Origin of the sequence: Pseudoroseomonas cervicalis (assembly GCF_030818485.1) — a bacterium.
In the GTDB taxonomy this organism is placed as follows: domain Bacteria; phylum Pseudomonadota; class Alphaproteobacteria; order Acetobacterales; family Acetobacteraceae; genus Pseudoroseomonas; species Pseudoroseomonas cervicalis_A.
Window position 1 is genome coordinate 2,479,449 of the sequence record NZ_JAUTAJ010000004.1, and the last position, 18,748, is coordinate 2,498,196.

Annotated in this window: 15 protein-coding genes; 10 read left to right on the forward strand and 5 right to left on the reverse strand. The window is 72.0% G+C overall.

Features of this window, described 5'->3' with window-relative positions:
• The first annotated feature begins 95 nt into the window (after positions 1-95).
• Positions 96-1,478 (forward strand): ATP-binding protein, encoded by a 1,383-nt coding sequence (locus tag QE401_RS15490; RefSeq protein WP_307139063.1) that lies wholly within the window; start codon positions 96-98, stop codon positions 1,476-1,478.
• Between the two features lie 42 nt (positions 1,479-1,520).
• On the opposite strand, the gene QE401_RS15495 is transcribed toward QE401_RS15490, so the two are convergent.
• Positions 1,521-2,318, reverse strand: coding sequence for a TIGR03915 family putative DNA repair protein (locus tag QE401_RS15495; RefSeq protein ID WP_307139064.1), 798 nt, complete (start codon positions 2,316-2,318; stop codon positions 1,521-1,523).
• Positions 2,319-2,323: 5 nt separating this feature from the next.
• A complete protein-coding gene (locus QE401_RS15500; RefSeq protein ID WP_307139065.1) occupies positions 2,324-3,583 on the reverse strand; it encodes a putative DNA modification/repair radical SAM protein in 1,260 nt (419 codons plus the stop codon).
• A 161-nt stretch (positions 3,584-3,744) separates the two neighbouring features.
• Here QE401_RS15500 and QE401_RS15505 point away from each other — a divergent pair, with 161 nt between their 5' ends.
• The gene (locus QE401_RS15505; RefSeq protein WP_307139066.1) at positions 3,745-4,914 is read left to right on the forward strand and encodes a hypothetical protein; all 1,170 of its coding nucleotides are present in this window, start codon (positions 3,745-3,747) and stop codon (positions 4,912-4,914) included.
• Positions 4,911-7,958 carry a patatin-like phospholipase family protein gene (locus tag QE401_RS15510; protein ID WP_307139067.1) on the forward strand — a complete coding sequence of 1,016 codons (3,048 nt, stop codon included), beginning with the start codon at positions 4,911-4,913 and terminating at the stop codon, positions 7,956-7,958. Before QE401_RS15505 ends, QE401_RS15510 begins: the two co-directional genes overlap by 4 nt.
• Before the next feature lie 53 nt (positions 7,959-8,011).
• On the opposite strand, the gene hemW is transcribed toward QE401_RS15510, so the two are convergent.
• Together hemW and QE401_RS15520 are read right to left on the reverse strand one after the other, a co-directional pair.
• Positions 8,012-9,169, reverse strand: a complete 1,158-nt coding sequence (hemW, locus tag QE401_RS15515; RefSeq protein WP_307139068.1) for a radical SAM family heme chaperone HemW — start codon at positions 9,167-9,169, stop codon at positions 8,012-8,014.
• A 42-nt stretch (positions 9,170-9,211) separates the two neighbouring features.
• A complete protein-coding gene (locus tag QE401_RS15520) occupies positions 9,212-9,937 on the reverse strand; it encodes a TSUP family transporter (RefSeq protein ID WP_307139069.1) in 726 nt (241 codons plus the stop codon).
• A gap of 128 nt (positions 9,938-10,065) precedes the next feature.
• Between QE401_RS15520 and QE401_RS15525 the strand changes: the two genes are divergently transcribed.
• From QE401_RS15525 to QE401_RS15555, 7 genes are all read left to right on the forward strand, one after another.
• Positions 10,066-10,950, forward strand: coding sequence for a LysR substrate-binding domain-containing protein (locus tag QE401_RS15525; RefSeq protein ID WP_307139070.1), 885 nt, complete (start codon positions 10,066-10,068; stop codon positions 10,948-10,950).
• A gap of 233 nt (positions 10,951-11,183) precedes the next feature.
• On the forward strand, positions 11,184-12,593 hold the full coding sequence (gene miaB / locus QE401_RS15530; protein ID WP_307139071.1) for a tRNA (N6-isopentenyl adenosine(37)-C2)-methylthiotransferase MiaB: 1,410 nt from the start codon (positions 11,184-11,186) through the stop codon (positions 12,591-12,593).
• Positions 12,594-12,634: 41 nt separating this feature from the next.
• Positions 12,635-13,765: a PhoH family protein gene (locus QE401_RS15535; RefSeq protein WP_307140256.1), complete on the forward strand. Its 1,131-nt coding sequence runs from the start codon at positions 12,635-12,637 to the stop codon at positions 13,763-13,765.
• A gap of 92 nt (positions 13,766-13,857) precedes the next feature.
• Entirely contained in the window at positions 13,858-14,337 is a 480-nt protein-coding gene (gene ybeY, locus QE401_RS15540; RefSeq protein WP_307139072.1) for an rRNA maturation RNase YbeY, read from the forward strand.
• Positions 14,334-15,260: a hemolysin family protein gene (locus QE401_RS15545; RefSeq protein WP_307139073.1), complete on the forward strand. Its 927-nt coding sequence runs from the start codon at positions 14,334-14,336 to the stop codon at positions 15,258-15,260. The genes ybeY and QE401_RS15545 overlap by 4 nt, the downstream gene beginning before the upstream one ends.
• Before the next feature lie 213 nt (positions 15,261-15,473).
• Positions 15,474-17,015: an apolipoprotein N-acyltransferase gene (lnt, locus tag QE401_RS15550; protein ID WP_307139074.1), complete on the forward strand. Its 1,542-nt coding sequence runs from the start codon at positions 15,474-15,476 to the stop codon at positions 17,013-17,015.
• 151 nt (positions 17,016-17,166) lie between these two features.
• Positions 17,167-17,616, forward strand: a complete 450-nt coding sequence (locus QE401_RS15555; protein WP_307139075.1) for a helix-turn-helix domain-containing protein — start codon at positions 17,167-17,169, stop codon at positions 17,614-17,616.
• Positions 17,617-17,779: 163 nt separating this feature from the next.
• Here the strand turns inward: QE401_RS15555 and QE401_RS15560 are convergent, their stop codons facing one another.
• A complete protein-coding gene (locus QE401_RS15560) occupies positions 17,780-18,691 on the reverse strand; it encodes a lysophospholipid acyltransferase family protein (RefSeq protein WP_307139076.1) in 912 nt (303 codons plus the stop codon).
• Positions 18,692-18,748 lie beyond the last annotated feature (57 nt).

Here is an 18,748-nt window from a genome sequence, read left to right on the forward strand (position 1 = left end):
CGGGAGGGCGTCCCGCGCCCTCCCCCACCCTTCCCCCTCCTCCTTTCCCCCCTCCTCCTTCACTGGGGCCCCCCGCCCCTCTCTGGATGCGCGTCATGGATGAGGAAAGGCCGGCGACCGGGCGCTGGCTGCGTTCGGCGGCGCTGATCGGCGGCGTGCCGATGGCGGTGCTGCTGCTGCTGGGCCTGACCGGCCAGGCCGAGGCCGGGCCGCTGCTGCTGGCGCTGCTGGTCACCGGCGCCGCCGCGCTCGCCGTCGCCCGGCTCTGGCTCGGCAACCTCGCCCGGCTCTCCGCCGTGCTGAAGCGCGCCGCCGAGGGCCAGGGCGAATGGCCGGAGGCGCGCCAGCCCCTGCTGCCCGCCATGGCCGAGGTCTCCGATGGTGTCGCCCGCCTGGCCCGCAGCCTGGCCGAGCGCGGCGAGGAGGTCGGCCGCATGAAGCGCGCCGACGCCGCCATCCTGGAGGCCCTGCCCGACCCGCTGCTGGTCCTCGGCGCCGACCGCGCGGCTTTGCGCGCCAATGCCGCGGCGCGCGCCTTGTTCGGCGCGCGAGCCACCGATTCCGGGCCGCTCGCCGGCGATGTCGCGGCGCTGCTGCGCCACCCGGCGCTGGCCGGCGCCGTCGACCGCGCCCTGGCCGAGGGCCAGCGGCAGACCGCCGATCTGGTGCTGCCCGTGCCCGTCCCGCGCGAGCTGGTGGTGCAGGTCATCCCGCTCGACCCGCCGCTGGCCGATGGCGGGCGGCTGGTCGTGCTGCTCTCCGACCGCACGCGGGAGCGCGCGGTGGAGCGCATGCGGGCCGATTTCGTCACCAATGCCAGCCATGAGCTGCGCACGCCGCTGGCCAGCATCATGGGCTTCATCGAGACGCTGCGCGGCCCGGCCCGCGACGACCCGGACGCCCAGGCCCACTTCCTCGGCATCATGGCCGAGCAGTCGGAGCGCATGCGCCGGCTGATCGAGGGGCTGCTCGGCCTCTCCCGCATCGAGCTGGCCGAGCATCAGGCGCCGACCGAGCGGGTCGACCTCGCTGCCCTGGCGCGGCGGGAGGCGGAGGCCATGGCGCCGATCCTGGCCGCCCGCGACGTCCGCCTCGCACCCGAGCTGGAGGAGGGCGCCACCGCCGCCCCCGCCGATGCCGAGCAGCTGGCCCAGGTGATCCGCAATCTGCTGGAGAACGCGGTGCGCCATGGGCGGGAGGGCGGCACGGTGCGGCTCTGCGTCGCCCGCACCGGCAATCCGCGCCCCGGCATCGTGCTCAGCGTCACCGATGACGGGCCGGGCATCGCCCGCGAGCACATCCCGCGCCTGACCGAACGCTTCTACCGCGTCGATAAGGCGCGCAACCGCAAGGATGGCGGCACCGGCCTCGGCCTCGCCATCGTCAAGCACATCGTCAACCGGCATCGCGGCCAGCTGCTGATCGAGAGCCAGGAAGGGGCGGGGGCCACCTTCAAGGTGTGGCTGCCGGCGGAATGAAGGGAAGAATCCGGGGGGACAGGGTCCCCCCGGACCCCGCCTTCAGTGGGCCTTCTGGCGGCGGCGGGGCGCTGCGAACTCCTGGCCGAGCATGGCCTGCACGCGGCCCTCGGCGCCGCGCATCAGCTGCGGGATCACCGCCGCCTCGGGCAGGTTCTTCCAGTACTTCTTGGGCATCTCGGCCTTCATCGCCTCGGGCTTCAGCCGCGCCGGGTTGAAGATGCTGGCGAAATAGATCCGCCAGAGATCCTCCGCCGCATCCTCGGCGGGGGCGTCCTCGCGGCGGGCGCCGGGGGCGAACACCACGGCCTCGCCATCCCAATGCGCACAGCGCCGCGGCGTCAGGATCGACCAGCGCAGCGCGGCGAAACGCCGCTGGAAGAAGCCGGCCTCCGCCTCGACGATATGATGCTCCGGCTCGAACCAGGCGACGCTGCGCGGGCCGGCCTCCGTCTCCACCTCGCGGAAGCGCAGGAAGGCATGCATCTTGTGCGCGTCCCGCCGCACCGCCCGCGCCATCGCCGACAGCCGCGCCAGCCGCGCATCCGTGGGATCGCGCAGCAGCGCCGGCCGCGCCCGCCCGGCCCAGAACAGCGCATAGGCCAGCGCGAAACGCTCCGGGTCCGCATGCAGCAGGGCGCGCTCCACCAGCTCCAGCACCGGGCGCGGCACGGCGAGCGGAGAGGACGCCGCCGGCAGCGCGGGCGGCGCGCCATCGAACAGGCCGGGCGCCTCGCCGGGCAGGCGCCAGGCCACATCCTCGGGCCGGATGCCGGCGGCCAGCAGCCCGCGCGCCGCCCGCCGCCACCCCGCCACATCGGCCGGGCCGTCCAGTTGCACGGGGATCACAGGGCGAGCGCCAGCTGCGCCGGCCGCGCCGCGGCGGCGAAGGCGCTGCCCGGCCGCAGCTGCTGCCGCAGCAGGGCGGAATCGATCTGCCCCGGCGGCGGCCGGTGGTCCGGCGCCAGCAGGAAGGGCGCCACCTTGCGCAGCGGCACCCGCAGCCGCGCCAGATCCGTCAGCCGGACCGCCCCCGCCCCGCGCGCCGCCAGGATGCGGTCGACATTGCGCGCGCCGAGCCCCGGCACCCGCAGCAATTCCTCCCGCCCCGCCCGGTTGAGGTCGAGCGGGAAGATCGCCCGGTGCTTCAGCGCCCAGGCCAGCTTGGGATCGATCTCCAGATCCAGCATGCCGCCCTCCCCGCCCGAGAGAATCTCCTCCGTGCCGAAGCCGTAGAAGCGCAGCAGCCAGTCGGCCTGGTACAGCCGGTGCTCCCGCAGCAAGGGCGGCGCCTGCGGCGGCAGGGCGGAGGAGGCGTCCGGGATCGGCGAATAGGCCGAGTAGTAGACGCGCCGCAGCTTGTAGCGCCCATACAGCGTGGCGCCGGTGGTCAGGATGCGGCGATCGTCGCTGTCATCGGCGCCGACGATCATCTGGGTGGATTGCCCGGCGGGGGCGAAGCGCGGCGGCTGGGCGCGGCGGGCGCTGCGCTTGGCCTCCTTCGCCTCCTCGATGCCGCTGGCCAGCAGCCGCATGGCGCCACCGATGGCGGGCGGGCGCTTCTCCGGCGCCAGGCGTTGCAGGCTGCGCTCCTGCGGCAGCTCGATATTGATCGACAGCCTATCGGCCCAGCGCCCGGCCTCGGCCAGCAATTCCGGCGCCGCCTCGGGGATGGATTTCAGGTGGATATAGCCGAGGAAGCCATGCGCCTCGCGCAGTGTGCGGGCGACGCGCACCAGCTGCTCCATCGTGTAGTCGGGCGAGCGGATGATGCCGGAGCTGAGAAAAAGCCCCTCGATATAGTTGCGCCGGTAGAAGGCCAGGGTCAGCCGGACCAGCTCGTCCACCGTGAAGCGGGCGCGCGGCACGTTGGAGGTGGCGCGGTTGATGCAATAGGCGCAGTCGAACACGCAGGCATTGGTCAGCAATACCTTCAGCAGCGAGATGCAGCGCCCATCCGGCGCATAGGCGTGGCAGATGCCCATGCCCTCGGTGCTGCCGAGCCCCCCCGCCCGCGAATCGCGTTTCTCGGTGCCGGAGGAGGCGCAGGAGGCATCGTATTTGGCGGCATCGGCCAGCAGGGCGAGCTTGGCGCGCAGATCCATGGCACAGGCAATCCCGGAACTATGTTCCTCATATGTTCTATCAATGCCGAAACCAGCAAGGGCCCGCCCGGAAGGTTTCTGAATCACGAATTATTGACATAAAAATTTCCCGTGAGCCGATACGTTGCGAAATCGAATAGAAATCGCAAAGGATGCGGCGCATGCGGCCTGCTGCCCTTGGGCTCACTGGCCTCGGCTTGCTGTGGCTTGGCGGCTGCGATCAGCGGAATTTCGGCCATGTCGCCACCCTGGCGACCGAGGCGGAAACCCGCCTGGCCGTCGTCTCGCGCCCCGCCCAGGCACCGGCCGCTGGCCTGTCCGCCGTTCCGGCACAGATCACCTGCCTGGAGCCGAGCCCGGATGTGGCGAAGGCGCTGTCCACCAGCCACCAGGCCAGCGCCTCGGCGCAGCTCGACGCCACGCCGCCGCAATGGCAGAGCCCGGCCTCCCTCGCCGCCGCGGCCAGCGCCTCGCGCGCGCGGAGCGAGGCGATGGCCCAGCTGACCGAGCGCATGGCCACCATCCAGCTGCTGCGCGACGGGCTGTACCGGGCCTGCGAGGCCTATGCCAATGGCGCGGTGGGGCCGATCAGCTACGCGCTGATCCTTTCCCGCTACGGCGACACCATGGTCACCCTGCTGGGCGCCGAGACCGCCGCCGGCGCCTTCGGCCGTGCCATGGCCGGCATTGGCGGGGCCGCCCAGGGCGATGCCCTGGCCGGCAGCGCGGCCGTGGACAAGGCCGCGCTGGAGCAGGCGGAGACCCGGCTGCGCGAGGCCAGCGGGAAACTGTCGGAAGCCCAGGACGCCCTGAACCTGATGGCTCCGGACGCGCCCGGTCGCCAGGGCCAGATCGACCTCGTGGCCACGCTGAAGCGGCAGGAGGAGGACGCCCGGCGCGCCGTCGGCGCGGCGCGCGAGACGGCGACCCGCAGCACCGCGCGCGCTACGGTACAGCCCGGCGGTGCCATCCACGGCCGCTCGGGCTCGCCATCGGAGAGCGTGGCCCAGCACATCGCGGCGATGCAGAAGACCTATATGGAGGTGCCGCATCTGCCGCCCCTGCTGGTGGCCTGCGTCACGGCGCTCAGCACCTCGGCCATGGTGTTGCCGGCGAGGGAGGGCGCCCCGGCCGCGGCGGAGCAGTCCCGCTTCCGGGCCCTATGCGACACCCAGCCCGATGGCCGGCCGGGCCTGCTGATGCAGATCGTACAGGCCGCGATCACGCTGACCCAGGAGGAGGCCGCCAGCCGGCACAGGGTGGCCGAGAGGCAGGCCGGGCTCGAAGACCCGCCGCCGGGACGGCAGCCCCCCTCCGGGAGGCGGCCATGAACGCTGCCATCAGCGGCGGGGCCGCGCCCGGCGGCGCCAGCGAAGACGCCTCCGGCCACAACATCCATGTCGACCGCCAGAAGGCCCTGGCCGAGGAATATGCCGCGATCTGGGGCAGGGAGGCGCCGAAGGACTGGCCCGCCTATCTGGACGCCATGTATGACGCCGCGCCCGCCGCCCTGTGCCTGTCGGGGGGCGGCATCCGCAGCGCGGCCTTTTCGATCGGGGTTCTCCAGGGCCTGGCGCGGCGCGGGCTGCTGGCGCAGTTCCACTATCTCTCGACCGTCTCGGGGGGAGGCTATGCTGGCGGCTGGCTGACCCGCTGGATCGCCGAGCAGGTGAAACGCGATCCGCAGGCTGAGAAGGATCCGCCTGCCGCGCGCCTCAGGGCCGTGCAGCAGGTGCAGGCGGCGCTGGGCAGGCCGGAGCCACCCCGGCTGCAGGGCGCCCCGCCCGCGCCTCTGCGCCACCCCGAGGCCGCACCGCTGCGCGAACTCCGCCGCTGGACCAATTTCCTCACCCCCAGCACCGGCCTGGCCTCGACCGACACCATGGCCGGGCTGGCGCTGTGGCTGCGCAACCTGTTGCTGATCTGGCTGATCCTGCTGCCCGCTCTCCTGGTCCTCGCGCTACTGCCCGAACTCGTCGCACGATCTCTGTGGGCGATCCGGAATTACTGTCCGCCTCACCTGGCCTGGTTCCTTATCCTGGTCGCGTCGGCAGCGCTGCTGGTCCGGGCGGTAAGGCAGAGCTGCGTGGCCCTGCCGAGCTATTCGCTGCAAGGCAGCACCCCAGCCCAGCAGAGGCCCGGCGCCGCAGGCGGCCGCCAGGAGAGCGGACCACAGCAGGCGAACAGCAAAACCGCGTCGCCTTTGACAGCGCCGCAGCTGCAGCGGTGTATCGTCTGGCCCTGCTTGATCTGGGCCGCCATTTTATCCGCTCTTCTGCTCGTCCCGAACCATCTCGATGGCTGGCACACCACCGGCGCCGCGCTTGTGCTGCTGCTGGCCAGCGTGATCGGCTATGCCTGGGCAGCGCTGGAGCTGGAGGCGCACCGCCGCCATTTTCAGCAGAATTGGGGACGCTGGCTCATCGCCTGCTGCGGCTCGGCCCTGGCGCTCTGGCTCTGGCTGACCTTTGTGAAGAACCAGTGGCTTGCAGAGGAGGCGACCTCCCTGCACCGGGCACTGGCCGTCAGCCTGCTGCCGCTCGGCATCGTCGGTGCACAGACAGTGCTGACCTCGCTGTATGCCGGGTTGCGCCACACCGACGGGGAGACGCCGGGGCTGATGCCCGATCTCGACCGGGAATGGATGGCAAGGCTGAGTGCGTTGAAACTGTTCTCGCCACTCGCCTGGGCCGCATTGAGCCTGATCTGCCTGGCGCTGCCGGCCTGGCTGCAAACCTCCGCCGCATTCTCCTGGTGGTCCTCCGCCGCCGCCACCTTCGGTGCCGGCAGCGGCCTGCTCTCCGGCTGGCTGGGGCGAAGCGGCGCCACGGGTGGCGCAAAGCGCGGCCTGGCATCCAGCCTTCGCCAGCGGTTGCTCGACGGGCTGACGGTGGCGGCCAGCTATCTGTTCCTGGCTTTGCTGTTGCTTGGCCTGAGCCAATTGGGCCTTTGGCTCTTCCGGGCATCCAGGAATTTTTCTCGGAATATATCAGGCATTATTTTCGAAAAATTTGCACTTTTCGGAAATCATTCGGATAGATTTGAATTCCCCGTTATGGCTTCTATGATTTTGCTGATTATTTTATTCATGGCGTGGGCTGCCGGGCAGATCCGCATCAACCGTTTCTCCATGCACGCCACTTACCGCAACCGTCTGGTGCGGGCCTTCCTCGGCAGCGCACGGGCGGATCGGGACGCGCCGAAGCGCCAGCCCGAGCCCTTCACCGAATTCGATGGCGCCGACAGCCCGCCCCTGCACAGCCTTTGGCCGACCCATGCCGGGGCCGGCGCCCCCTTAGCATCGGCGGGCCGCCAGCCGTGTTTCCAGCCGCTCTTCCCGGTGATCAACACGGCGCTGAATGTCACGGGCGACAACGAAATTGCCTGGCAGGAGCGCAAGGCGCTGTCCTTCACCATCACGCCGCTGCGCTGCGGCTGGAGCAATCCGCTGGAGGGCGGCCCGGGCAAGCCCGTCCATAGCGGGGAGGGCAGCTACGCTCGAAGCGACGGCTATGCCGGCCAGGAACGCGATGCCGCCTGGAATGGCGCCCATTCATCGCCCGGCATCACCCTGGGCACGGCGATGACGCTGTCCGGCGCCGCCGTCAGCCCGAATATGGGCTACCACTCCTCCCCCGCCACGGCGATGGTGCTGACCCTGCTGAACATCCGGCTCGGCGCCTGGCTGCCGAACCCGGCGCTCCTGCAGAATGAAGGGCAGACAACGCAGGAACACACCAGGGAATTCGGGCGATACAAGACGCGCATCCGGCAAAGCTCGCCCCGCTGGGCGCTCCTGCCATTGTGGCAGGAGCTGACGGGTCACAGCTCCTCGCAGGCCGACTTCGTCTACCTGTCGGATGGCGGCCATTTCGACAATCTCGGCCTCTACGAGATGGTCCGGCGCCGCTGCCGCTTCATCCTGGTCAGCGATGCCTCGGCCGACCCCGAATGCGGTTATGCCGATCTCGGCATGGCGGTGCGCAAGATCGCCATCGACCAGGGCGTGCGCATCATCCTGCCACCCTTGCCCATGCAGGCGCGCCACCAGGTCAGCCAGGACCGCCCCCTGCCCTTCGTGCTCGGCACCATCCACTATCCGGACATGCCGCTGCGCGAGGACGGCACGCCGGATGGCTGGCTGCTTTACATCAAGCCGCAATGGTGGCGGGACATGCCGGCCGATATCCGCGCCTATGCCGCGCAGAACCAGCTCTTCCCGCATGAATCCACCGGCGACCAGTGGTTCGCCGAGAGTCAGTTCGAAGCCTATCGCCATCTGGGCGAGGCGACGCTCGACGCCCTGCTGCCGGCCCGGACCGGCGGCTGGCACATGGCGCAGTTCTTCATGGAGCTGAAGGCGAGGGCGGGATGAGGGACGATCCGGTCGCCGCGGCGGCTCCGCGGCGCCCGCTCGGCACTCATGATTCAGCGCAACAGCACCGGCAGCAGCGCATCCAGTCGCAGCCGCCCTTCCCAGGTGGTGGCGAGGTTCCCCTCCGGCGTCCAGCGGAGATAATCCTCCTCCAGGCAGGCGGTCAGCATGGCGGGGTCCACCGCCTCGGCCAGGGTCAGGCCGGTGCGCGCCTGCAGCCGGGCGGGGCTGACGCCCTCCGACAGCCGCAGCCCCATCAGCAGCGCCTCCCGCGCGCGGTCGAGCGGCGCCAGATGCTCCTCCCGCGTCACCGCATGACCCTCCGCCTCGACGCGCGACAGCCATTCCTCCGGCGCCCGGTGCCGGCGGGCGGCAACCACAATGCCGTCCCGCGTCACCCGCTGATGCGCCCCCGCGCCGATGCCGAGATAATCGCCATAGCGCCAATAGGCGAGGTTGTGCCGGCTCTCCGCCCCGGGCCTGGCGTAGTTGGAGACCTCATAGGGCAGCAGGCCGAAGCGCCCCGCCTCCTCCCCCGTGGCATAGTACAGCGCCGCCGCCTCCTCCCCCTCCGGCAAGGCGAAGGCGCCGCGGGCGTATTCGGTCGCGAAGCGTGTGCCCGGCTCGATGGTCAGCTGGTAGAGCGAGAGATGGTCCGCCGCCAGGGCCAGCGCCTGGCGCAGCTCGGCCCGCCATTCCGCGAGGCCCTGGCCGGGGCGGGCATAGATCAGGTCGAAGGAGATGCGCGGGAACAGCCCGCGCGCCGCCTCCAGCGCCGCCACCGCCTGCTTCGCATCATGCTGGCGGCCGAGGAAGCCCAGCGCCTTGTCCTGCAGCGACTGGATGCCGAGGCTGGCGCGGTTCACCCCCGCCTGCCGCAGCGCCGCCAGCTTCGCGATCTCGACGCTGGTCGGGTTCGCCTCCAGCGTGATCTCGATCTCCGGCAGCGGGTCGAACAGCCGGCGGGCATCGGCGATGACATCGGCCACCACCTCAGGCGGCATCAGGCTCGGCGTGCCGCCGCCGAAGAAGATCGAGGCCAGCGGGCGCCGCTCGCCCAGCCGCTCGGCTTCATAGGCCAGCTCCCGCCGCAGCGCCGCGCCGTAGCGCGCCGCATCCACCCGCTCCCGCACATGGCTGTTGAAGTCGCAATAGGGGCACTTGGCCAGGCAGAAGGGCCAGTGGACATACAGGGCGATGGGCTCGGGCATGGCGCCGCATATGGCGCCGCGGCGCCGGGCTGGGAAGCGCTTTCAGCGCAGCAGCAGCTCCGCCCCCAGCACGGCCAGGCCGAGGAAGAAGACGATGCGGAAGCGCTCCGGCGGGATCCGCTGCCGGAGCCAGCCGCCCAGCGCCATGCCCGCCAGCGCCGGCGCCAGCGCCAGCAGCGACTGCCCGAGCAGCAGCCCCGGCAGCGCCCCGTGCCAGGCCAGGCCCAGCCCCAGCGCCAGGGTGGAGACGGTGAAGGACAGGCCCAGCGCCTGCACCAGCAGGTCCCGTGGCAGGCCGAGCGCCGCCAGATAGGGCACGGCGGGAATCACGAAGACGCCCGTCGCCCCGGTCACCACCCCCGTCACCCCGCCCACCACCGGGCCCAGCCAGCGCTCGGCGCGCGGGCTGACCCGCCAGGGCAGGCGCCGCAGCCCCAGCGCGGCATAGGCCAGCAGCGCCGCCCCCAGCAGCCGCCGCGCCAGCGCCGCATCGCCACCCGCCAGCAGACCGGCCCCCGCCGCTGTTCCCAACAGGATGGCCAGCATCATCCAGCCTAGCCGGCGCAACAGCCCCACCCAGCCGGGGCCGGCCAGCAGCTGCCAGAGATTCGTCACCAGCGAAGGCAGCAGCAGCAGACCGGCCGCCTGGGCGGGGGGCAGCACCGCGCCCAGCAAGCCCATCGCCACCGTCGGCAGGCCAAGGCCCAGCACGCCCTTCACCAGGCCGGCGAGCAGGAAAACACCACCCAGATACAGCCAGTCGGGCATCGTCCACAAAGTCCGGGGGAATGAATTCCCCCGGGCCCCCTTCTTTTTTCTGTCAGTTTGGTCGCATCCGGCAGCGCGGCCCACAATCTGGATCTGCTGAAGCCTGGCTTCGCGGGGGACGAAGGCTCATGCATCTGGACCTGGCCGATCTGCGGCTCTTCGTGGCGGTGGCGGAGGCCGGCAGCATCACCGGCGGCGCCGCCCGCGCCGGCCTCGCCCTCGCCTCGGCCAGCGCCCGGCTGCGGGATCTGGAGGCCGAGGCCGGCACCGCCCTGCTGCACCGCCACCGCCGCGGCGCCACCCCCACCCCGGCCGGCCAGGCCCTGCTGCGCCACGCCCGGCTGGTGCTGGCGCAGCTGGACAGCCTGCGCGGCGAGCTGGCCGGGGCCCAGCGCGGGCAGGTCAGGCTGCTGGCCAACACCGCCGCCGCCACCGCCTGGCTGCCGGAGCTGCTGGCCCGCTTCCTGGCCCGCCACCCGCGGCTCGACCTGGCGCTGGAGGAACGCCCCAGCCGCGACGTGGCCGAGGCCGTGGCCAGCGGCGCCGCCCCCCTCGGCATCGCCGCCGACCATGCCGATCTCTCCGGGCTGGAGAGCTTCCCCTTCCGCACCGACCGGCTGGTGGTGGTCGCCCCCCCTTTCCACGCCCTGGCCGGCCAGGGCGGGCTGCGCTTCGCCGAGCTGCTGGGCTGCGACCTGGTGGGGCTCGCGGGCGACAGCGCCCTGCAGCGCCATCTGGCCGGGCATGCGCGGCGCGGGGGGCAGGCGATGCGGCTGCGCATCCAGGCCCAGGGGCCGGAAGTGGTCTGCCGCATGGTGGCGCTCGGCGCCGGCCTGGCCATCCTGCCCGAGGCCGTGCTGCGCCCGGGCCATGGCCTGGCGGTGCTGGCCTTACGGGAGGATTGGGCGGAACGCCGGCTGCGCCTGGTCGCCCGCCGCCTCGCCACCCTGCCCGAACCGGCCCGCCTGCTGCTGCAGCATCTGCGCCACAGCCCCGCCGAACCCTCCGGTTGAGCGTCTCGTGACGCAGTGCAAGAAAGAAATCACTTGCGGCGCGGGGCCCCGGTTTGAAACGATGCCGGCGATGAGCAGCCCAGGCGCCACCGCCCTTTCGCGGAACGCCGGGGTCCTGGTCGCTTGACCCGAGGCCCCGCGCCCCGCACATCCGCCCTCACTGCCGCCCCGCGCCGGGGCGGCCCCGGCGGATGCGCGATGCCGGGTGTCGCTGGCCCAGGGTTCCTGTTTCCATGACCTCCCCCCTTCCCGACTCCCCCCTGCCCGAAGGCGCGGCCGCCGTGCCGGCGCGGAAGAAGCTCTTCATCCGCACCTGGGGCTGCCAGATGAATGTCTATGACAGCACCCGCATGGCGGATGTGCTGGCCCCTCTCGGCTACGGCCCCGCCGAGACGCCGGAGGAGGCCGACATGGTCATCCTCAACACCTGCCATATCCGCGAGAAGGCGTCGGAGAAGGTGTTCTCCGATCTCGGCCGGCTGCGCCTGCTGAAGACCGAGAAGGAACAGGCCGGGCAGAAGATGGTGCTGGCCGTCGCCGGCTGCGTGGCGCAGGCCGAGGGCGCCGAGATCACCGCCCGCGCCCCCTGGGTCGACATCGTGCTGGGCCCGCAGACCTATCACCGCCTGCCGGAGATGGTGGCCCGTGCCAGCCGCGCCGCCGGCGCCCAGATCGACACCGATTTCCCGGTGGAGCAGAAATTCGACCTGCTGCCCGAGGTGAATGCCAATCAGGGCCCGATCGCCTTCCTGACCATCCAGGAGGGCTGCGATAAGTTCTGTTCGTTCTGCGTGGTGCCCTACACGCGGGGCGCCGAGTTCAGCCGCCCTGTCGCCGCCATCCTGGCCGAGGCGCGTCGCCTGGTCGCCGGCGGCGCGCGGGAGATCGCGCTGCTCGGCCAGAATGTGAATGCCTGGCATGGCGAGGCGCCGGACGGCTCCACCTGGACGCTCTCCCGCCTGCTCTATGCGCTGGCCGAGATCGATGGGCTGGCGCGCCTCCGCTACACCACCAGCCATCCGCGCGACATGGATGACGCGCTGATCGAGGCGCATGGCCGCATCCCCGCCCTCATGCCCTTCCTGCACCTGCCGGTGCAGAGCGGCTCGGACAAGGTGCTGGCCGCCATGAACCGCGGCCACAAGGCCGAGCTGTTCTACCGCATCGCCGACCGGCTGCGGGAGGCGCGGCCGGACATGGCGCTGTCCTCCGACTTCATCGTGGGCCACCCGGGCGAGAGCGCGGCCGACCACGCGGCCACCATGCAGCTGGTGGAGAAGGTGGGCTTTGCGCTCGCCTATTCCTTCAAATATTCGCCCCGCCCCGGCACCCCCGCCGCCGGCCAGCCCTTCCAGGTGCCCGAGGCCGAGAAGGATGCCCGCCTGCAGGAGCTGCAGGCGGTGCTGCGCCGCCAGCAGGACGAATTCAACCGCGCCTGCGTCGGCCGCGAGGTGGACATCCTCTGGACCGGCCCGGGCCGGCATCCGGGCCAGATCGCCGGCCGCACGCCCTGGCTGCAGCCGGTCCACGCCATCGGCCCGGCCGGTCTCGCCGGCCGTATCGCACGGGTGCGCCTGACGGATGCGCATCCGAATTCCCTTTCGGCGGTTCTGTTGGAAGAGAAGGAGCTGACCCCCGCTTGAGCGATCCCGCCTCCCTGGCGCTCCGCGCCGACCCCCGCGCCATGGCCCGCCCGGCGGAGAGTGTCTCCGCCGCCCGCACCGTGACCCTGCAATTCGACGACAATGCCCTGCTGCCGCTGCTGTTCGGTGAGCATGACCGGCACCTGGCGCGGATCGAGCAGCGATTGGGTGTCCGGCTGGCCAGCCGCGGCAACCGGCTGTCGATCATCGGCCCGTCGGAGGGCGCGCAGATCGCGGAAGCCGCGCTGCGCATCCTGTGGCGGCAGCTGGAGCGCGGCGACCCGGTCGGCATGGCGGAGGTGGAGGCGGCGCTGCGCCTGGCCGAGGGCGCGCCCGAGCCGCGCGGCGAGTCCCGGGGCGAATCGCGCAGCGAGCCACGCCTGCCGCTGGCCGATCTGCCGGCGATCCGCACCCGCAAGGGGGCGGTCGCGCCGCGCAGCCACGCCCAGGCCGCCTATATCGACATGCTGGCCAAGCGGGACATGGTGTTCGGCATCGGCCCCGCCGGCACCGGCAAGACCTATCTGGCGGTCGCCCAGGGCGTGGCCCTGCTGCTGGCCGGCCGGGTGGACCGCATCGTGCTGTCGCGCCCCGCGGTCGAGGCCGGCGAGCGCCTGGGCTTCCTGCCGGGCGACATGAAGGAGAAGGTCGATCCCTATCTCCGCCCGCTCTATGACGCGCTGAACGACATGATGCCGGCCGACCAGGTGCAGCGCCGCATCGCCTCGGGCGAGATCGAGATCGCGCCGCTGGCCTTCATGCGTGGCCGGACGCTGGCGCATTGCTACGCCATCCTGGACGAGGCCCAGAACACCACGCCGGCGCAGATAAAAATGTTCCTGACCCGCATGGGCGAGGGCACGCGCATGGTGATCACCGGCGACCCCACCCAGGTGGACCTGCCGCCGGGCCAGAAATCCGGCCTGGTGGAGGCGCTGTCCATCCTGCAGGGGGTGGAGGGAATCGGCATGGCCCACTTCGCCGAGGGCGATGTGGTGCGGCATCCGCTGGTGGCGCGCATCGTGGCTGCCTATAATCAGGCGGATCAGAGTGCCGCGGCGACCCATCCGGGGTCGCAGGCCGGCGGCACGGGCCGGGCCTCCTATGGCCGGCCCCCGCTGGGCGCACGGCGCCGCGACGGGACTCCCCCCGCGCGGCAGGAAGGAGAATGATGGAACCGGGAAGTCGAACGCCCGGCCGCTCTAGCGCGGTCGGGCCTGCTCACTCCAAGCGAACCGGGCGGGCCAGGCAGGCCTGTCCGGACGTGGTCGTGATTGTCGAAAGCCCCGCCTGGCGCGCCGCCGTGCCGCGGGCCGAGCGCCTGGCGCGCCGCGCCGCCGAGGCGGCCTGGGCCGAAATGGCCGAGGATGGCTTTCCCCTGGACCAGGCGCCGCCCGGAGCGCCCGCCGGCGCCATGACCGTGCTGCTGACCGATGACCGCTCCGTCAAGCGGTTGAACGGCGAGCACCGCAACAAGGTCAAGCCCACCAACGTCCTGTCCTTCCCCGGCGAGGGCTTCGGCCATCTCGGCGACATCGCCCTCGCCCTCGGCGTGGTGCGGCGGGAGGCCCGTGCCGCGAAGCGCCGGGTCGCCGCGCATCTGGCGCATCTGGTCGCGCATGGCACGCTGCATTTGGGCGGCCATGATCACATCCAGGCCGGCGAGGCCCGCCGCATGGAGCGGGCCGAGGCCCGCATCATGCGGCGCCTGGCCCTGCCCAACCCGTGGAGAGGCGTGCTGTGAGCGGATCGAATCGCGAGGAACGCGAGGGCCTGCTCTGGCGCCTCCAGGGGCTGCTGCGCCGCCGCAGCGCCGAGAGCGTGCGCGACCAGGTGGAAGCCCTGGTCGAGGGCCGCGAGCATCACGAACACCACGAGCCGGGCAATGGCGCGCCGCGGCCGGAGCTGGACGCGCAGGAGCGCGCCATGCTGCGCAACGTGCTGAAGCTGCGCGGCAAGACCGCCAATGACGTGATGGTGCCGCGCGCCGACATCGTCGCCATGCCGGAAGACCTGACGCTGGAGCAGGCCATCCGCCTGATCCAGCGCGAGGGGCATAGCCGCTTCCCGGTCTATCGCGGCCAGCTCGACGACATTGTCGGCATGGTCCACATCAAGGACGTTTTCGCGAGCGTCGGCCGCGAGGCGCCGTTCAGCATGGCCGCCGTGCTGCGCAAGCCGCTGTTTGTCGTGCCCTCGGTGCCCGTGCTCGACCTGCTGCTGCAGATGCGCCAGGCGCGCATGCATCTGGCGCTGGTGGTCGACGAATATGGCGGCATCGACGGCCTCGTCACCATCGAGGATCTGGTCGAGACCATCACCGGCGACATCTCCGACGAGCATGACGAGGATGCCGCGCCGCAGATCGTCGAGCGGCCCGACGGGCTGATCGACATCGATGCCCGCACCCCGATCGAGACCTTCGAGCAGAAGCTCGGCGCCGTGCTGACCGAGGAGGAGCGCGAGCAGGATATCGACACGGTGGGCGGCCTGGTCTTCACCCTGGCCGGGCGCGTGCCGGCGCGGGGCGAGCTGGTCTCGCACGGCTCGGGCCTGGAATTCCGTGTGCTGGAGGCCGATCCGCGTCGCATCCGCCGGCTGCGGGTGCGCCGCCCCGGCACCGGGACCGGCACCGGCGCCCCGGCCGCCCAGGCCGCCGCCGAATAGAGCGATGGGCCGGCCGGCTGCCCCGGGGCCTGCCCTCCTGGGGCCTGCCCTGGGGCCTACCCTGGGGCCTACCCTGGGGCCTGCCCTGGGGCCTGCCCCGGGGATTTGCCTGCGGACCCGCTCCGGGGGGATACTGGCCCCCCGGCGCAAGCTCCGGAAGGGCGCGCCCCTTCCGGACCCCGCCGCCCCTCGCGCGACGGAACCCCCCTCCCCTTGCTGACCAAGCTTTCGCTGCTGACGGGCCGCCGCTCCCTGCTGGCCGCCTTCCTGCTCGGCCTGCTCTCGGCCCTCGCCCTGCCGCCGCTCTACCTCGTCCCGGTGCTGCTGCTGGCCATTCCCGGCCTGCTGGCGCTGCTGGATGGCGCGGGCTCGGCGCGGCGGGCGGCGCTGCTCGGCTTCGTCTTCGGCTGGGGGCACCACATCGCCGGGCTGTACTGGATCAGCCACGCGCTGCTGACCGATCCCTGGCGCTGGGGCTGGCTGGTGCCGGTCGCGGTACCCGGCCTCGCCCTGCCGCTGGCCGCCTATCTGGCGCTGACGGCGCTGCTGGCCTGGCAGGCGCGGCCTGGCTGGCCGCGCGCTCTGGCGCTGGCCGGCGGCTGGACCCTGCTGGAATGGCTGCGCGGGCTGCTCTTCACCGGCTTCCCCTGGAACGCCATCGGCACCGTCTGGGCCTTCGACGCGCTGCCGCTGCAGGGCGCGGCCCTGGTCGGCATGCATGGGCTGACGCTGGCGACGCTGCTGCTGGCCGCCCTGCCCGCGCTCGGCCGCCGCGCCATGGCCGGCGGCGTCGCGGCGCTGGCGCTGCTGGGCGGGCTCTCCGCCTGGCGGCTGCATGGCACGGCCGAGCCCGAGGCGCCCGGCGTCAACCTGCTGCTGGTGCAGGGCAACATCCAGCAGGAGGCGAAATGGCGCGAGGACCAGCGCTGGCCGATCTTCCGCCGCTATCTGGAGCTGACGCGGGAGGGCGCCGCCGCCGCCCCCACCGACCGCCCGCTGGCGGTGATCTGGCCGGAGACGGCCAGCCCCTTCCTGCTGCCGCAGGACGAGGCGGCGCGCGGCTATGCGGCGCAGGTGCTGCCGCCGCAGGCGGTGCTGCTGGCGGGCTCGGTGCGCGCCGAATGGGACGCGCAGGGCCAGCTGCGCCATCTCTACAACAGCCTCTCGGCCGTGGATGCGCAGGCGCGGCTGCTCGGCACCTATGACAAGGCGCATCTGGTGCCCTTCGGCGAGTACATGCCGCTGCGCGGGCTGATCCCGATCCGCGTGGTGCAGGGGGCGGTGGATTTCGCCGCCGGCCCCGGCCCGGTGGCGATGGCGCCGGCCGGCCTGCCGGCCTTCAGCCCGCTGATCTGCTACGAGGTCATCTTCCCCGCCGCCGTCACCCCGGCCGACCGCCCGGCCTGGCTGCTGAACGTCACCAATGACGCCTGGTTCGGCTACTCCGCCGGCCCCTTCCAGCACCTGGCGGCGGCGCGGCTGCGCGCGGTGGAGGAAGCCCTGCCGCTGGCCCGCGCGGCGCAGACCGGCGTCTCGGCGGTGTTCGACGCCAAGGGGCGGCAGGTGGCGCGACTCGGCCTCGGCCAGGGCGGCAGCGTGCTGGCGCCGCTGCCGGGCGCCCTTCCGCCGGGGATCTTCGCGCGATGGGGGAATGTGACGGCCCTGCTGCCGGCGGCGCTTGTCCTGTCGGTTGCATTGCTCCTCCCCTTGCTGTCGGGGCGGCGGAAAAACCCGGTGGGGTTGTCGCATAAATGAGAATTCTCGAAAGAGTTGACAGTTTGCTACTGTCCAGTTTAAGAAAATTGCGCGAAGCGGGGTCGTGCCAGCTCCGCGGGGACGCCAGAGCGGTTGCGGCAGGAGGTCGCGCCCGGCCGTTCCGTCACTCTTCCCGTGCGAAGGAGCGGCGATGCCGAGCGATGACCTGACGGAGAAGGGCGAGCGCGAGCATCGCCCCAGCCCCATCGACGTGCATGTCGGCAGCCGTGTCCGCCTGCGCCGTACCCTGCTGGGCATGAGCCAGGAGAAGCTGGGCGAGGCGCTGGGGCTGACCTTCCAGCAGGTGCAGAAATACGAGCGCGGCGTGAACCGGATCGGCGCCAGCCGGCTGTTCGACCTGGCCCGCGTGCTGGACGTGCCGATCGGCTTCTTCTTCGACGACATGCCGGATGCGATGGGCGGCCAGACCGCCTTGCGCGCCCGCATGGGCGGCTTTGCCGAGCAGCAGGAAGGCTTCGAGGACGACACGCTGCACAAGCGCGAGACGCTGGAGCTGGTGCGCGCCTATTACCGCATCACCGAGCCCTCGGTGCGCAAGCGCGTCTTCGACCTGATCAAAAGCCTCGCCCCCATAGATTGATTTTTTCGTGCTGCCGCCGTCTCCCGTTGAAGCGGGACGCGGTGCGCGGGCCGGCGTCTCCCGTCACGGTGGGGCGCAGCTCTCCCGTGGGGCGGGACGCCAAGCTGAGAAAGGTTTTTTGGTTCTTTTTTCCAAAAAAGAACCGCTTTCCCTGAGCCTTGCCTTACTGCACCCGGCGCGGCAGCGGCGCGCGGTTCTGCCGCAGATCCGCCGCGCCCTCGGCGACGGCGCGTTCCACCGCCGCCGTCAGTGCCTTGCGGTTGGCGAAGTCGCGCGGGTCCACCGGCTCGTGCAGCAGCACGGTGGCGCGGCCGCCGGGGCGGCGCGCCAGGCGCCAGAAATGGCTGCCGATATCCATGTCGCCATACCAGGCGAAATGCGGCCGGTCGCGCCGGCAGGCCGGCAGGCCGCCCAGCCGGTCATAGACCACCGAGACCGGCTGCACCTGCCGCGCCGCATCCGCCACCGCCAGGAAGGAGGAGCGGAAGGGCAGCACGCGCGTGCCGTCATTGCTGGTGCCTTCGGGGAACAGGATCATGCTGTCGCCCTGGCGCAGGCGTTCGCGCATCGCCTCGGCCTCGCTGCCGGTGCGGCCGCGGGAGCGGCTGACGAAGACGGTGCGCCCGAGCCGCGCGACGGTGCGCACCACCGGCCAGGTGCCGACCTCGGCCTTGGCGACGAACACCGCCTCCAGCACGCCGCCCAGCACCAGGATGTCGAGCCAGGAGGAATGGTTGGACAGGTACATCACCGGCCGGCCGCGCGCCGGCTGGCCGACCACCACCACCTTGAGCCCGATCAGCCGGCACAGCACCGCGTGGTAGAGCCGGGCGAAGCGGATCTTGCCCTCGCCCGGCAGGGCCAGCAGCACCGCCTGGACGGGGATGCAGAGCAGCGTCCAGAGCAGCACGGTGGCGATGCGGCGGATGGCGCGCAGCCGCCCGGCGACCGGGCGCGGGCTGTCGCCCAGGATTTCCCCGAAGCTGCCGGGGGCGCGCCGCAGCGGCGGCGGGCTGGTGCGCCGGCGGGGGCGCGGGGCGGCGTCATCCAGCGGGGAACGGGCGATGGCCTGCATGACATCAGCCGATAGCCGAGCCTCGGCGGCACCACAATGACGCTGCCATTGCGCGGC